The following is a 15,153-nucleotide window of genomic DNA, read 5'->3' on the forward strand; positions in this document are numbered from 1 at the left end:
TTGAATAAATGAATACCCTATATAAACTTACATGAGGGCACCTTACAAGGTGTAGCCGAAGTCCTAATGCTGCAGCGAAGCAAGTTAGCATAGGGCGGGAAGTATCCTTAGCGATATAGTTAGTTCAATGGAGTTCTTTATTTCAACACATATAGCATGATTATCATTAGGAGCTGTTCGTAAATGTCTATTAAAACAGAAGTTGAAATGAAATTGAAACAACAGGGAAATCAAAGTGAAAATCGGGGGCGACTGTTAGTAAAATGTCCGGATAAACCTGGAATTGTATCGATGTTGTCGACATTTTTACTTAATCATGATTCGAATATCATTGAATCAAGTCAGTATTCGAATGATCCCGAAAAGGGAAACTTTTTTATTCGAATGGAATTTCACTGTGAAAATTTGAAAGAAAAGTCAGCGCAAATGGAAAGTGATTTTGAGGAAATTGCTACCAATCATTCTATGGATTACCACTTTGCTTACGAAAGTGAACGGAAGCGGACAGCTATTTTTGTTTCAAAAGAGCCACATTGTTTGATGGAACTTTTGTGGGAATGGCAAAATGGTGACTTGGACACAGATATTGTAGTCGTTGTAAGTAATCATGAGGACGCACGGGTTATGGTCGAATCTTTAGGAATTCCTTTTCACTATATTCCTACGAATAAGGACATTCGGAAAAAAGTAGAAGAAGAACAGATTCGCCTAATGGAAGAATATAGTGTTGATTTACTAATTCTTGCTCGCTATATGCAAATTCTTACGCCTGACTTTGTAAATCATTTTCAACATCGAATCATTAACATTCATCACTCTTTCTTGCCGGCGTTTATTGGAGCCCGACCATATGAACGGGCATATGATCGTGGTGTGAAACTGATAGGGGCTACTTCCCATTATGTAACAAACGATCTTGACGAAGGTCCAATAATTGAACAGGATATCGAGCGGGTAGATCATCGTGACGACGTAATAGATTTGAAGAAAATTGGAAGTCGAATTGAGCGACGTGTTCTTGCAAAAGCTGTAAAGTGGCACCTCGAAAATCGAATTATTGTTGAAGGTAACAAAACGATTGTGTTTCATTAATATGGGGTTTTTGCGTTTGGTACAGATTTTAAATAGTTAAGGAATCTAGTTTCATAGCGCCTGGAATCGGTATGTAAGTCAATGTAACGACATAATAAATAAGGCCAATTTCTCAATTAAACACGAAAGATTACAATGTCGTGTTTAGTAGAAACTGGTCCTTTTTATTTATTGAATTATTACTATGTGCACTGAAAAGATATGATTTTATCCAAGTCTATTCTCCATGGAAGCCATGCATAGCCATCCCATTTAAAACCCGTGGTTGTAATATAATCGATGTAAGTTGGATGAAACCAAAATGATGTTCGGTTTACGAGACTTAGGTAAGTATCGCGGTATAAGCAACCTCGCAACGCGCCTGGATCTATGGAAAGTGGTCCTGTTTGTTGTTTTGGTATAGAAGATGGCGGTGGATTGGTCGGTGCTGCACCTTGTTTCGTAAATTGAACTGGTTCTTGATTTTTTGGATAATGTGGCTGTCCAAAGGGGAGTTCCGAGTTATTGGGATTGTGCGGGACTGGAAACTGATCGTCAGACAAAATTGAGTGCCTCCTTTTTCGATATATACCTAGTAGTATATGTGAGAATCATATTTTGGGACCTGGTTAGTAAAGTGCTACCTTGCCGGAATCAAGTAAGTGAAGAGAATTTAGCTGTCTGCTAAGGGAAGAAGCCAGTATAGGAGTTATGTCCGTTCCTTATATGAGTAAGGGCCGATGATAACATATCGATTACAATTAAATGAAGGATCAGAAATGTGTAATGAAGATGTAAAAGAGTAGTTTTTTTGGGTTAGATCCTTTTCTATCCCGACCCAAAATGATAAGCTTGGTAAGTAAGTATTATTTTAATGAGGGAGTATGATTTAAATGGTTGAAAAACAATTTATAGTTACGGATGAGCAGGGGATTCATGCGCGACCCGCTTCAATATTAGTAAGTACAGCAACCAAATTCAAATCCGATATAAACTTGGTTTACAATGAGAAAAACGTCAATTTAAAATCAATTCTTGGCGTAATGTCTTTAGGTATTGGTTTAGGTGGAGAATTTAAAATTAGCGCCACTGGAATCGATGAACAGGATGCACTTAACGAACTTGAAGAAGCGTTGAAAAACGGAGGACTGACTAACTAATGAGCCTACTTCATGGGATTTCTGCATCAAATGGTATAGCGATAGCAAAAGCGTACCGTTTTGTTGAGCCAGATCTATCTTTCAGTAAAAAAACTGTTGAAGACATTCCGGAAGAACTTTCACGTTTTCAGTCAGCTGTCTCTATTTCGAAAAGTGAGTTAGAGTCAATTCGCGATACCGCTGCAAAAGGACTTGGTGCAGATGAAGCAGCTATCTTCGATGCACATATATTAGTTTTACTTGATCCGGAGCTTCTGACTTCAATTGAAGATAAAATTAAAACAGATCATGTGAATGCTGAACACGCACTCAAAGAAACGTCTGATATGTTTATTACAATGTTCGAGCAAATGGATAATGAATATATGAGAGAACGGGCTTCGGACATTCGTGATGTTGCGAAACGTTTGCTGTCCCATTTGCTAAATGTTGAAATTGTAAATCCGAGCATGATTTCTGAAAAAGTAATTATTATCGCAGAAGATTTAACACCTTCAGACACGGCGCAGTTAAATCGTGAATTTGTAAAAGGTTTTACAACTAATATTGGTGGAAAGACTTCCCATTCTGCGATTATGGCGCGCACATTGGAAATTCCCGCAGTTGTAGGTACGAAGGAGGCGACTAAGCTTATCCAGGACGGTGACATCATTATTGTTGATGGGTTTAAAGGAGAGGTACATATTAATCCTACTCCGGATGTCATTGCTACATACGAAAATGAACAATTGAAGTATGAGCAACAAAAAGCTGAATGGACAAAGCTAGTAGATGAAAAAACAACTACTGCTGATGGTCATCATGTTGAGTTAGCTGCAAATATCGGCACCCCGGAAGACTTAGAGGGAGTCATCAGTAATGGTGGAGAAGGGATCGGATTATACAGAACCGAGTTTTTGTATATGGGCAGAAACCAACTCCCAACTGAAGAAGAGCAGTACGAGGCATATAAGAAGGTTCTACAGGGAATGTCAGGTAAACCGGTCGTTGTTCGGACCCTTGATATTGGTGGGGATAAAGAACTCCCTTATTTAAATCTCCCTAAAGAAATGAATCCATTCCTAGGACTTCGCGCTATTCGTTTATGTTTGGAAGAGCAGGATATTTTCAGAACGCAATTAAGAGCTCTTTTAAGAGCCAGTTCATATGGGAATTTGAAAATCATGTTCCCGATGATTGCAACTCTTGATGAGTTCCGCCAGGCTAAAGCAATTTTGGAGGAAGAGAAACAAGAACTCCTAAATAACAATATAAATGTTGCCACTACTATTGAGGTTGGCATCATGGTAGAAATCCCTTCCACTGCAATACTGGCAGATCAGTTCGCGAAGGAAGTTGATTTCTTTAGTATTGGAACCAACGATTTAATCCAATATACGATGGCTGCTGATCGTATGAATGAACGCGTTGCCTATTTATATCAACCTTATAATCCAGCAATTCTACGGTTGGTCAAGATGGTTATTGACGCCTCACATAAGGAAGGAAAATGGACTGGGATGTGTGGGGAAATGGCAGGGGATGAAATCGCTATTCCTTTACTATTGGGACTAGGCCTTGATGAATTCTCGATGAGTGCCACATCCATTTTAAAGGCCCGTACTCAAATTCTAAAATTGAACAAAAGCGATATGGTAGAACTTGCGAATGAAGCCTTGCAGATGTCAACAGCTGAGGATGTAGTTCAAGCAGTTATGGCCCGCAGCAATTTGTAATTCAAAACAGTTATCATAAAACAGCATCCCAGAACTTGATTAATCGTTCAGGGGTGTTGTCTTTATTTATTGTTTTGCTGTATTCTTGTGTCAAACACCAACACCACTGTTATTCCTACGACGCCATTCTAAAGAATCTTATTTGTTGATGTATGTTAGAATTACCCCGCAATTAGCCTCGAATTAGTATGAAATAAGAATCACACTTTTAAAATTGAACCAAATATGAATTCATTCTGTAATGGGGGAAATAAAATGACTAAAAAAATGATTATGTTTGATATTGACGGAACTCTTTTAGACCACGATAAGAAATTACCTGCTTCTGCGAAGGAAGCTGTTAAATCTTTAAAAGAAGCAGGACATGAAGTAGCCTTTGCGACGGGGCGTGCTCCTTACTTTATCGAAGATTTGAGGAAAGAATTGGAAATTGATTCTTTCATTTGTTTTAATGGTCAGTATGTTGAAATTGAAAATGAAGTCATTTATAAAAACCCTATTGATAGAGAATTATTAGCGCATTTATCGGGTTTTTCCACAACGCAAAATCATCCACTTGTTTATATGGGTGCAGAATTTATGAGATCCACTTTTGACTATCATTCTGATATAGAAGAATCTCTTACCTCCCTTAATATTGATACTACTCAAATAGAAATGGACGCTAGTTATTACAACGATACTGAAATTTATCAAACACTCCTGTATTGCAAAGAACATGAAGAAACATTATATCGAGACAATTTGCGAAAATTGAACTTTATCCGTTGGCATGAATATTCGATGGATGTTCTACCTCTTGGCGGCTCTAAAGCGAAGGGAATTGAAAAGTTCATTGAGAAGAAAGGGTTCTCGAAAGATCAAGTCTATGCTTTTGGTGATAATTTAAATGATATTGAAATGCTTCAGTATGCTGGACATAGTGTTGCGATGGGGAATGCACCTGAGGAAGTGAAAAAAGCAGCAAGATATGTTACGAAAGATGTGGGCGAAGATGGTATTGCTTACGGATTGCAGATGGTTGGATTATTATCTAAACTAATTGGAGACATAAATGATCTATTACAATTGCCTACAGTGAAAACAACAATTAGTCATTCAAATGAATGGCTGATTGTTGTTTTTATTTTCGTGGATTTAATTCGATAACTTACACATTATGTAATAAGATTTCATCGCTAAATCGCTAATAATACCCTATTCTCAAAACAAATTTTAGTTGTTTTGGAGAAGGGTTTCTTTTTATTTAATTAGAATGTTTGTTTTTCAAAGATTCGGGGCAATACTTGTGGAAACAAATTATCGATTGCTGTTTAGGATAAGCAATCGTATTTGAAATGAAGGAGGAGACTTTTGTTGAAAATGAAAATATTTTTGTTAGCCCTAATTTTTGCGTTTTCCACTTATTCAGTAACAGATGCGGCGATACTCTCAGATGCCCAACTGAGTGATGATGAACTGACATATTTACAAACCCTTTCAAATGCAGTTGACATGATTTTGGGAGAAGCAGAAGAAAGTAAGGTACCTGATCAAGAAGTAGTAGATCAGGAATTAGTCGCACCAGTGGAATCAACTCCGAAGCCGAAAAGCTATACAGTAAACGCAGGCGATAATTTGTATCGAATTGCACTTAATCATAACATTACTATAGATTCTCTCACGAATTGGAACGGCCTAACAGGCGAGGTGATCCACCCTGGTGATGTATTAATCGTCAGTGGGCATGTAGCAGATGCGGGAACGAAAGATACAATTGCGGCTGCAATCGTGCCAACGCCACCACCTGCAAGTGATGGAAAAGAGATGCTGGTTACAGCGACAGCCTATACAGCCTACTGTACGGGCTGTTCAGGAACTACCGCTTACGGCATTGACTTACGTTCTAATCCAAATCAGAAAGTAATTGCAGTAGATCCAAAACTTATTCCGCTAGGTACAAAGGTTTGGGTGGAAGGCTATGGAGAAGCGATAGCTGGAGATACAGGAGGAGCCATTAAAGGGAATAAAATCGATGTTTTCATTCCATCTTATAATAATGCAATGGAGTGGGGAGTCAAAAAAGTGAAACTTAAAGTACTCAATTAATAAAGAAAACCTGTGCAAAAATAGTATTTTTGCACAGGTTTTTCATTTTGGTTAAGATAGACGGTTTCTAAAATCGTCATACCCAAACTGTTTAATCACTTGAATACCATCACTAACGGTATTTAAGGCGATAGAAGGTAAGTTAACACCATTAAATGTATTGTTTTTCACCATCGAGTAGTGGCCCATATCACAAAAGACAAGCTTATCACCAGGCTTTAATGGCTCATCAAAAGAATAATCGCCAATGACGTCTCCAGCTAGGCAAGTAGGTCCACCGAATCGATAGGTGTAAGCCTTTTCGTTTGGCATTCCTGCACCAATGATTTCAGGGCGATAAGGCATCTCCAGTACATCAGGCATATGACATGCTGCTGAAGTATCTAAAATAGCAATTGGCATACCGTTGTGGAGGGTGTCCAAAACAGTCGCAACAAGATAGCCAGTATTCAATGCAACAGCTTCACCAGGCTCTAAATACACTTGTACACCGTATTTATTCTTCATAAACAGTATCGAACGGATAAGTGTTTCGATATCATAATCGGGTCTTGTGATATGATGCCCACCGCCGAAGTTGATCCACTTCATATTTTTAATGTATTCCCCAAACTTTTCATCGACAACTTGCACGGTGCGCTCCAGCGTATCAGAGTTTTGTTCGCACATCGTATGGAAGTGTAAGCCATCGATGCCTTCAAGTTGGTCCGCTTCAAAATTCTCAAGCGTAACGCCAAACCTTGAATGCGAAAAACAAGGATTGTACATATCGACTTCGATTTCAGAGTATTCAGGATTAATGCGAAGTCCAATTTCTATTTGTTTTGGATGGTTTTTAATTTTTTCTTTGAATTGATTATATTGTTGAAACGAATTAAAGACGATGTGATCTGAATAAGAAAGAATCTCATCAATCTCTGTTTCCGAAAAGGCAGGGGCGTAGGTGTGTACTTCCTTGCCCATTTCTTCGAAGCCCAGTCTTGCTTCGTGTACGGAACTAGATGTTACCCCGTTCAAGTATTCTCCGATTAACGGATAAACTGAGAACATCGAAAATCCTTTTTGAGCAAGTAGAATCTTACAGCCCGTCTGGTCAATAACAGACTTCATTTTTTCCAAGTTTTTAATAAGCAATCCTTCGTCCACTACATAGCAGGGGGAGGGGAGTGCATTTAAATCAATATTCAATTTCAAGCCCTCCTCAGTCAATCAATTCAGGATTGAAGCTTTCCTGCCATGGTAGACCATATTTGTTGAGTGCTTCCATGAATGGATCAGGATTGAACTCTTCGATATTGTGTACGCCAGGATTCTTCCATTTACCCGTCATTACCAGCATCGCACCGATCATTGCAGGGACACCTGTTGTATACGAAATTGCTTGTGAACCTACTTCTTTGTAACATTCTTGATGGTCACAAATATTGTAAACATAATACGTTTTCTCTTCGCCGTCTTTGATACCTTGGAAAATACAGCCGATATTCGTTTTTCCTATTGTTCTTGGCCCAAGAGAAGCTGGATCCGGTAGCACAGCTTTTAAGAATTGAAGGGGAGCGATTTCTTTCCCTTCGAAAAGGATTGGTTCAATAGAAGTCATTCCAACGTTTTCAAGCACTTTTAAGTGGTTCAAATAGTTCTCTGAGAACGTCATCCAAAAACGAATTTTTTTGATACCTGTAATATTGAGTGCAAGGGATTCCAGTTCCTCGTGATGTAATAAGTAAACATCTTTTGGACCGATTTCAGGAAGATTATAGACACGTTTAATTGATAATGGTTCAGTTTCGATGAACTCACCATTTTCAAAATAGCTTCCATTAGCTGTGATTTCACGGATGTTAATTTCAGGATTAAAGTTAGTAGCGAACGGATAGCCGTGATCACCAGCGTTTGCGTCCACAATGTCAATCGTATGAATTTCATCGAAATGATGCTTTAGTGCATGCGCAGAGAAGACACCTGTAACGCCCGGATCGAAGCCGCTTCCAAGTAGGGCAGTGATGCCAGCTTTTTCAAAACGTTCTCTGTAAGCCCATTGCCAGCTGTATTCAAACTTAGCTTCGTCAAGAGGTTCGTAGTTTGCTGTATCGACATAGTCAACGCCAGTAGCAAGACATGCATCCATGATCGTTAAATCCTGATATGGCAATGCAACGTTAATGACGATATCTGGTTGGAATTTATTAATAAGTTCAACCAGTTCTTCCACATTATCAGCATCTACTTGCGCCGTTTGAATTTTAGTACGGCCGCCATCCAGTTTTTCTTTTAACGCATCACATTTAGATACTGTACGACTTGCGATACAGATTTCTTCGAATACGTCAGGAACCTGACAACATTTATGAACAACTACTCCTGCAACTCCACCAGCACCAATAATTAACGCTTTTCCCATAATGAACACCCGCCTATAATATAGTTTTTTTAGATTGAAAAGTTGAAGTAAAGAATTCCTTCAAATCTGCTGCGGCGCTAGGGGATGCCTCCCGCCAAGATTAGTCGAGATATCCTTGAACCTAAAGGAAATAACCTCTGGACATTAACTGTATAATTTCTGCAAAGTACTCAGAAATTATACAAACCGAACTCTTCGTTGTTCGGTTGGCTATCCCTTTTAAGGCGCCTACGCTCAGTTTATACATGTATCCAAACGCCACACCCCGGTGCCAGTTACTGCCACCGAATTCAAATTGCCAATAACAATTCGCGTAGTACTTTACATGCTACCGCTGTCGAGACACCGCTTTGATCGTAAATCGGAGATAGCTCGTTTACATCACAAGCAACAATATTGAGTCCGCTTACTGTTAACATGGCATTCAGTAATTCCATAAAGCTGACTCCGCCGGCTTCAGGTGTACCTGTTCCAGGAAATACAGAAGGGTCCAATACATCCAAATCGATGGTTAAATAGACTGGTTTACCTTTAAGCTTTTCAACGACTTCTTCTAATCCGTTAAAGTTAAACTTGTTCGTAAACACATGGTCTTTACCCCATTGGAATTCACTGCGGTCTCCAGAGCGGATACCGAATTGGAAGATCTTGTCGTTTCCGAGTAAGTCCCATATTCTGTGAATAACGGTGGCATGAGAAAGGGTTTCCCCAAGATAGTCCTCACGTAAATCTGCATGTGCGTCAAATTGAATGACATGAAGGTCAGGATGTTTTTTGGCAACAGCACGCATTGCACCGAGTGTCACCAGATGTTCCCCGCCAATCATGCAGGGAATCTTGCCGTCATCCAAAATTTGAGTTGTGAAATCTTCAATTTGTCCTAATGCTCTTGTCGTGTTCCCAAAACTTAATTCTAAATCGCCACCGTCAAATACAGCGATATCCTCTAAGTCTTTATCCTGATAAGGGCTATACGTCTCAATTCCAAACGATTCACCACGCATTGCTTTACTTGCGAAGCGTGTACCAGGACGAAAAGAAGTTGTAGAGTCAAATGGAGCCCCAAAAATAACGATTTTCGATTCTTCATACTCATTGTCACAACCAATAAACGTTTCAACATTTCTATTCAACATCTTTTAATTGCTCCTTTACATAGTTTGGAAGTGCAAATGAACCAACATGAATGTCTGTATTGTAATACCTTGTTTTCAGGTCAAGGTCATTCCATGCTGTTGCATCCAAATCTTGAATAGGGTCAAATTTCTTCGACGCAAAACCAAACAACCAATGACCGGATGGATAAGTTGGCATGTGAAATTGATAAACTTTACAAACAGGGAAGAAGCCCACGATTTTTTGGTGTGCTTTCCTCATACCAAGCGCATCCTCAGCGTAAAAGGGACTTTCATGTTGATTCACAAGAATTCCATCTTCTTTCAGCGCTTTATAACAGTTGCCGTAGAATTCTTTTGTGAATAGCCCTTCACCTGGACCGAATGGATCTGTCGAGTCCACAATGATCAAATCATAATCATTTTCGATTTTACGAACAAATTTTAGCCCGTCTTCAAAGTACAGATTAACCCTCGGGTCATCTAATTTCGAGGCTGTCTGCGGTAAATATTCTCTGCAGACATCAACAACCATCTTATCAATTTCAACCATGTCGATTTGTTCAATAGTTGGGTAAGCAGTCAATTCACGGATTGTTCCACCATCACCAGCCCCAATGACTAGTACTTTTTTTATAGTCGGATTGGTTGCCATTGCTACATGCGTAATCATCTCGTGATATATAAATTCATCTTTTTCAGTACACATTACGAGTCCATCTAGTGTGAGAACACGGCCAAACTCCGACGTTTGTAAAATATCGATTTTTTGAAAATCACTTTTACCCGTGTAGAGGTGCTCTTCCACTTCCAATGAAAAACGGACATTAGGCGAATGATTTTCTGTATACCATAAATTCATTTCGCCAACTCCTTCAACACATTAATATTTGCAATGTCGCTGTCTTCAGTACCTGTTAAGAAACAGCCTTTATCTTTGGAGTATTGAATGAAATCCAAAATTTCCTCTGTAATCCGTTCACCAGGCGCCAAAATCGGGATACCTGGGGGGTAACACATAACGAATTCACTGGAAATATAACCTGCGCTCTCCGAAATGGGCAACTTTTGCTTAGGCGCATAAAAGGCTTCTTGCGGTGTGAAAGCAACTTGCGGACGAATGTAATCATGGATGAAAACGCTGTTTTTATTCTTAGAATAGCGGCGTTTTATTTCAGCGAGTGCTGCGACTAACCGTTCCAAATCTAGATGCCTGTCACCGACAGAAATATAAGCCAAAATATTACCGATATCGCCAAATTCAATTTGAATATCATACTCATCTCTAAGAATGTCATAGACTTCAATTCCGGCTAAGCCAATGTCGCGGGTATCCACCGAAAGTTTCGTAACATCAAAGTCGAAAATCGTATCTCCATTAATCAATTCTTTCGAATAGGCGTAATAGCCGCCAATCTTATTGATTTCAGTCCTTGTATAGTGTGCCATTTCGGCAACCTTTTGAAATATCTCTTTTCCGTTAAGCGCTAAACTTCTTCTCGAGATATCCAGGGAAGAGAGCAGTAAATAAGATCCACTTGTCGTTTGTGTCAAATTGATAATCTGCCTCGTATAACCTTCGCTTACGTCATTGTTTATCAACAAAAAAGAGCTTTGTGTCAATGACCCGCCGGATTTGTGCATACTAACGGATGCCATATCAGCACCAACTGACATAGCAGAAGCGGGAAGATTATCACCAAAGTAAAAATGAGTACCATGTGCCTCATCGACAAGGACGAGCATATCGTGTTGATGTGCAAGATCGGTAAGAGCTTGCAGGTTTGAACAAATCCCATAATAAGTAGGATTGTTGATGAGAATGGCTTTAGCATCTGTGTTTTCTAAGATAGCTTGTTCTACATCTTTTACGGCCATTCCTAAAGGAATGCCAAGTTCACTGTGTACGCCCGGATTAACATAGATAGGAACGGCACCACTTAAAATGAGGGCATTAATCGCACTGCGATGTACATTGCGTGGCATAATGATTTTATCCCCAGCTTTGCATGCCGTCATGATCATTGCCTGTACTGCAGATGTGGTACCATTCACCATGAAAAAGGCGTGCTTAGCATTAAATGCTTGAGCTGCTAATTCTTCTGCCTCTTTTATAACCGAAACAGGGTGGCAGAGATTATCAAGTGGTTTCATGGAATTGACATCCATACTCAAGCATTGTTCACCTAAAAATGCAGCTAATTCAGGATTACCTCTTCCACGTTTATGACCTGGAACGTCAAAAGGGACGACGCGCATTGATTTGTATTGATTCAGCGCCTCCATTATGGGGGCTTTATGTTGCAAAAGATGTGTCACGTAATCACCCCTCATTCATCTATATTAGAACCATTAAAAATTTCAGTCATCTCTTTTCGTAGCATGGTTGTGATTTCGAGCCTTTCATTAAGAGGTAGCTCCGAGACATCTGTATTGAACAAATAGTCCTGCAGGTTTATGTCTTTTATAAGTAGCTTTGTATGAAAGATATTGGATTGGTGTACATTTATATCTTTCCAATGGTATTTCAGCAATGTATTGCTGTCAATATAATCCCGAATGGACTCTATAGAATGATCTATATACAATTTTTCGCCTTCCATATTGCGTGTAAATCCACGCACTCGGTAATCAGTTGTAATAATGTCTGAGTCGAAACTCCCAATCAGATAATCAAGTGCATTCAACGGAGAAATTGTGCCGCACGTTGAAACATCAATATCGACTCGAAAAGTAGCGATAGAATTATCGGGATGATATTCCGGATATGTGTGAACGGTAACGTGACTTTTATCGAGGTGACCAACGACTGTTTTACGAGTTCCCAAAATGGTTCGTTCACCTTTATTACACGATTCATCAATCAATGCGATTGGAAAGGCTTCCTCCGAAATAAGAATGGTCACACTTGCACCTTGTGGATCATAATCCTGTTTACTGACATTCAAGACATGTGCCCCGATAATATCAGTTACTTCGTACAGGATACTGGTTAATCTATCGGAATTATATTGCTCATCAATATAAGCAATATATTCACTTTGCTCCCGCTCACTTTTCGCATAGCAAACATCATAGATGTTGAAGCTAAGAGTCTTTGTGAGGTTGTTAAAGCCATAAAGCTTCAGCTTATTTTCCAACCCTACCATCACGCCTTTCATGTAAAACAAATCTTATTATAAAGTATAACATTTCTTAGTCAATAGAATTTATTCTTCTTAAATTAAAATAAAGAATCCCATTGAATTCGCTTCGGCGCTAGGGGATGCCTCTCGCCTTAAGCCAAGCAGCTTCGCGGCCAGTCTTAAGGCTTCGGCTACCCTTAGTAAGGCGCCAACGCTCGGTTGATATAGGTATATGCAGATAAAATATTTAGTAGGCATTCACTAGAGTTGCAGTAGAAAAAAAGTGGAACTACTTTAAAATATTATTAATTACTTGCGAAAAAATGCCCCTAATTAGTAGTAAGGAAACGACGACTAAATCAGTTACCTATACTATTAAAAGGAGCTTCATGAAAAGTGTAAACTAAAGTTTAATCTTTCGTCAATAGTTTTTAAATTCAGTGTTAGTTGACTGTGAAAAAAATGGGATAGAAAATAGGTTGAAGTAGTGTAAATAAAAATGGAGAATTAATATTTTTGTAATATATATTAATTGTAAAAATTTATTTATTAATTAATTTTGTTCTTCGGGAAATAGGATGCTTTCAAAATGTTAGTAGATTATTTCCTGGGAAACTAATTTTGATTATTCTTAATACAAGGAATTCTTAACGAGAGTATGTGTATTTTAAAGATTACTTTGCGTTAGATAATTTATCTGACACAGTAAAAGATGGGAATAATAACTTTCATGGCTGTATTTTCAGAAAAATACAACATGTTAATAAAGTGTATCCATTCCGCTTGTAGTTCATACGCTATTGAGTGAGTATGAAACGGAGGGAATATTGCATGATAGATGTTGTGAATTTACAGGCGATTATTGAGGAGCATCGAAGACAAATAAAGCCTAGGAGAATGACAAGTGGAGAGAAGCGAGTTCTTTCACTGCAAAAAGAGGACAGACGACTTAACGGGCAAAAGCCCTGACAGTCGTTTTTTTGATTATTTTAAAGGACGTGTGTCGTAGTATAGATGAGTATCCATTGTTCTAATAATTATCTTCAAAACTGATTCTGATTAGGGAAGAGTTATAAATCCATACCAATATAAACTGAGCGAAGGAGCTTTACAAGGGGCAGTCGAAGCCCTAGCGTCGTAGCGAATTCAATAAGGTTCTTTATTTCTACATTTATAGTACCGTAAATACACACGTTGTAGATGAATACAGCAAACTGGCAAACTAAAATGTACACTTATTATTTTTGTATAGTCATGTTACACTTAAATGTATTCTTAATTAGTTAAAGGACGTGTTTATGTGATTGGACGTAATGATCCATGCCTCTGTGGCAGTGGGAAAAAATATAAAAAATGTTGTGAATCGAAAGCGACATTTTCAATAGAAGAAGTGCAATCGGAAGAGCTTGAAAGAATTTTGCAAGCGTTTTATGAAGAGTATCCTGAAAAACGTGACCTAAATGAATTCTTGAGCTTGGTGAAAAAATGGAGTGAGCCACTTAAGGAATATTTAGTCGAGGAAATGATTGAAGCGATTGTCATGGATGAATTCTTTTTCCATCACAAACCGGACATTTGGACGAATTATATGAAGAAACAACAAAAGAAAATTATCCGTCCATCTGTAGTGAAAGTGTTAGAAACATGGTCTGATCCACGTATTTTCATTGGAGAAGTAGTAGCTGTAGATGATACATATATGTCCATTAAAAATATATTAGAAGACGAAACGATACGTTTACGACGTGAAAGTGAAAAGCCTGTTCCAGTAGGCGTCCATGTGTATTGCTTCATTTTACCGGATGGCTCATCCAAAGATAATCACTATTTGGCGATTTCAAGCTTGATTTTCTTCCCAACCGATTATACAAAAGCATTCGGGAGATTTGTGAAGCAATTTGAATCACAAGAAGAACAATCTGTTCCCTCATTTTTAAAAGAAAATGGAATTGCATTTTGGAAGCTACTTGGTGAGGATGGCTACGACGGAGGAGAATTTACAAACTTTGAAGCGGGTGTACTCCAAAAAGCAATAGAGTTTTTAGAGGAAAATGAACGTGAATCTGAGCAATTAATAGAAATAATAGAAGATTATTTAGTAGAACAGCAGCCGAACGCACGTAAAGAAGTGGCGATTGCAGCTGGAGCAATTCGATTTGGCCAAGAAAATGCCTTATTTGAACCTCTTACGATAACTGTGAAAGAGATTGCTGAATGGTTTGAAGTGTCTACCTCTTCATTGAATAAATATTATAATGATTTAAATGCGTATTATACTAGCAAAGATTGATCCATATTTTTATAAAGAACATCCTACTCATTTGAAAAAATGGAGTGGGATGTTCTTTTTTTATTTCATCAAAAAATGAATTGATTTGTATCTTAAACTCGTTATAGCAAGTGAATATGCTGACTCTTCACGGGTGGCATTGTCATTCAAAGTCTTGGAGAAAAACAAAAAATCATAAAAACTGTATT

The 15,153-nt window shown here is 38.5% G+C and carries 12 protein-coding genes and 1 pseudogene; 6 read left to right on the forward strand and 7 right to left on the reverse strand.

Annotated features, from left to right (window positions below):
• Positions 1-183: 183 nt before the first annotated feature.
• Positions 184-1,092 (forward strand): formyltetrahydrofolate deformylase, encoded by a 909-nt coding sequence (gene purU / locus MKX62_RS18285; protein ID WP_340742043.1) that lies wholly within the window; start codon positions 184-186, stop codon positions 1,090-1,092.
• Between the two features lie 182 nt (positions 1,093-1,274).
• On the opposite strand, the gene MKX62_RS18290 is transcribed toward purU, so the two are convergent.
• Positions 1,275-1,634, reverse strand: a complete 360-nt coding sequence (locus MKX62_RS18290) for a collagen-like protein (protein WP_338652483.1) — start codon at positions 1,632-1,634, stop codon at positions 1,275-1,277.
• Between the two features lie 330 nt (positions 1,635-1,964).
• Between MKX62_RS18290 and MKX62_RS18295 the strand changes: the two genes are divergently transcribed.
• From MKX62_RS18295 to MKX62_RS18310, 4 genes and pseudogenes are all read left to right on the forward strand, one after another.
• The gene (locus tag MKX62_RS18295; protein ID WP_067208839.1) at positions 1,965-2,231 is read left to right on the forward strand and encodes a phosphocarrier protein HPr; all 267 of its coding nucleotides are present in this window, start codon (positions 1,965-1,967) and stop codon (positions 2,229-2,231) included.
• Entirely contained in the window at positions 2,231-3,946 is a 1,716-nt protein-coding gene (gene ptsP / locus MKX62_RS18300) for a phosphoenolpyruvate--protein phosphotransferase (RefSeq protein WP_340742044.1), read from the forward strand. Before MKX62_RS18295 ends, ptsP begins: the two co-directional genes overlap by 1 nt.
• A 255-nt stretch (positions 3,947-4,201) precedes the next feature.
• A pseudogene (locus MKX62_RS18305) lies at positions 4,202-4,978 on the forward strand (Cof-type HAD-IIB family hydrolase); the annotation flags it as partial.
• A 330-nt stretch (positions 4,979-5,308) separates the two neighbouring features.
• Positions 5,309-6,034: a 3D domain-containing protein gene (locus MKX62_RS18310; protein ID WP_340742602.1), complete on the forward strand. Its 726-nt coding sequence runs from the start codon at positions 5,309-5,311 to the stop codon at positions 6,032-6,034.
• A gap of 51 nt (positions 6,035-6,085) precedes the next feature.
• Here MKX62_RS18310 and nspC read toward each other — a convergent pair whose 3' ends face one another.
• The 6 genes from nspC to speD form a co-directional block, all read right to left on the reverse strand.
• Positions 6,086-7,222, reverse strand: coding sequence for a carboxynorspermidine decarboxylase (nspC, locus tag MKX62_RS18315; protein ID WP_067208849.1), 1,137 nt, complete (start codon positions 7,220-7,222; stop codon positions 6,086-6,088).
• 13 nt (positions 7,223-7,235) lie between these two features.
• Entirely contained in the window at positions 7,236-8,435 is a 1,200-nt protein-coding gene (locus MKX62_RS18320) for a saccharopine dehydrogenase family protein (RefSeq protein ID WP_187047683.1), read from the reverse strand.
• Positions 8,436-8,725: 290 nt separating this feature from the next.
• Complete coding sequence (gene speB, locus MKX62_RS18325; protein WP_340742045.1) at positions 8,726-9,571, reverse strand: agmatinase; 846 nt, start codon at positions 9,569-9,571, stop codon at positions 8,726-8,728.
• Positions 9,561-10,412 (reverse strand): polyamine aminopropyltransferase, encoded by an 852-nt coding sequence (gene speE / locus MKX62_RS18330; RefSeq protein ID WP_067208855.1) that lies wholly within the window; start codon positions 10,410-10,412, stop codon positions 9,561-9,563. Before speE ends, speB begins: the two co-directional genes overlap by 11 nt.
• Positions 10,409-11,836: an aminotransferase class I/II-fold pyridoxal phosphate-dependent enzyme gene (locus MKX62_RS18335; protein WP_340742603.1), complete on the reverse strand. Its 1,428-nt coding sequence runs from the start codon at positions 11,834-11,836 to the stop codon at positions 10,409-10,411. The genes speE and MKX62_RS18335 overlap by 4 nt, the downstream gene beginning before the upstream one ends.
• A 44-nt stretch (positions 11,837-11,880) precedes the next feature.
• On the reverse strand, positions 11,881-12,711 hold the full coding sequence (gene speD / locus MKX62_RS18340) for an adenosylmethionine decarboxylase (protein WP_231885804.1): 831 nt from the start codon (positions 12,709-12,711) through the stop codon (positions 11,881-11,883).
• A 1,264-nt stretch (positions 12,712-13,975) separates the two neighbouring features.
• On the opposite strand from speD, the gene MKX62_RS18345 reads away from it, so the two are divergent.
• Positions 13,976-14,965, forward strand: a complete 990-nt coding sequence (locus MKX62_RS18345) for a YecA family protein (protein WP_067208860.1) — start codon at positions 13,976-13,978, stop codon at positions 14,963-14,965.
• The last annotated feature ends 188 nt before the right edge of the window (positions 14,966-15,153 follow it).

Origin of the sequence: Sporosarcina sp. FSL K6-5500 (assembly GCF_038005665.1) — a bacterium.
Classification (GTDB): Bacteria; Bacillota; Bacilli; order Bacillales_A; family Planococcaceae; genus Sporosarcina; species Sporosarcina psychrophila.

What these genes read in the sequence shown, in the direction of transcription:
- purU (WP_340742043.1), top strand. Translation starts at nt 184, where the DNA reads ATGTCTATTAAAACAGAAGTTGAAATGAAATTGAAACAACAGGGAAAT.
- MKX62_RS18295 (WP_067208839.1), top strand. Translation starts at nt 1,965, where the DNA reads ATGGTTGAAAAACAATTTATAGTTACGGATGAGCAGGGGATTCATGCG.
- ptsP (WP_340742044.1), top strand. Translation starts at nt 2,231, where the DNA reads ATGAGCCTACTTCATGGGATTTCTGCATCAAATGGTATAGCGATAGCA.
- MKX62_RS18310 (WP_340742602.1), top strand. Translation starts at nt 5,309, where the DNA reads ATGAAAATATTTTTGTTAGCCCTAATTTTTGCGTTTTCCACTTATTCA.
- MKX62_RS18320 (WP_187047683.1), bottom strand. Translation starts at nt 8,435, where the DNA reads ATGGGAAAAGCGTTAATTATTGGTGCTGGTGGAGTTGCAGGAGTAGTT.
- speB (WP_340742045.1), bottom strand. Translation starts at nt 9,571, where the DNA reads ATGTTGAATAGAAATGTTGAAACGTTTATTGGTTGTGACAATGAGTAT.
- speE (WP_067208855.1), bottom strand. Translation starts at nt 10,412, where the DNA reads ATGAATTTATGGTATACAGAAAATCATTCGCCTAATGTCCGTTTTTCA.
- MKX62_RS18335 (WP_340742603.1), bottom strand. Translation starts at nt 11,836, where the DNA reads ATGGAGGCGCTGAATCAATACAAATCAATGCGCGTCGTCCCTTTTGAC.
- speD (WP_231885804.1), bottom strand. Translation starts at nt 12,711, where the DNA reads ATGAAAGGCGTGATGGTAGGGTTGGAAAATAAGCTGAAGCTTTATGGC.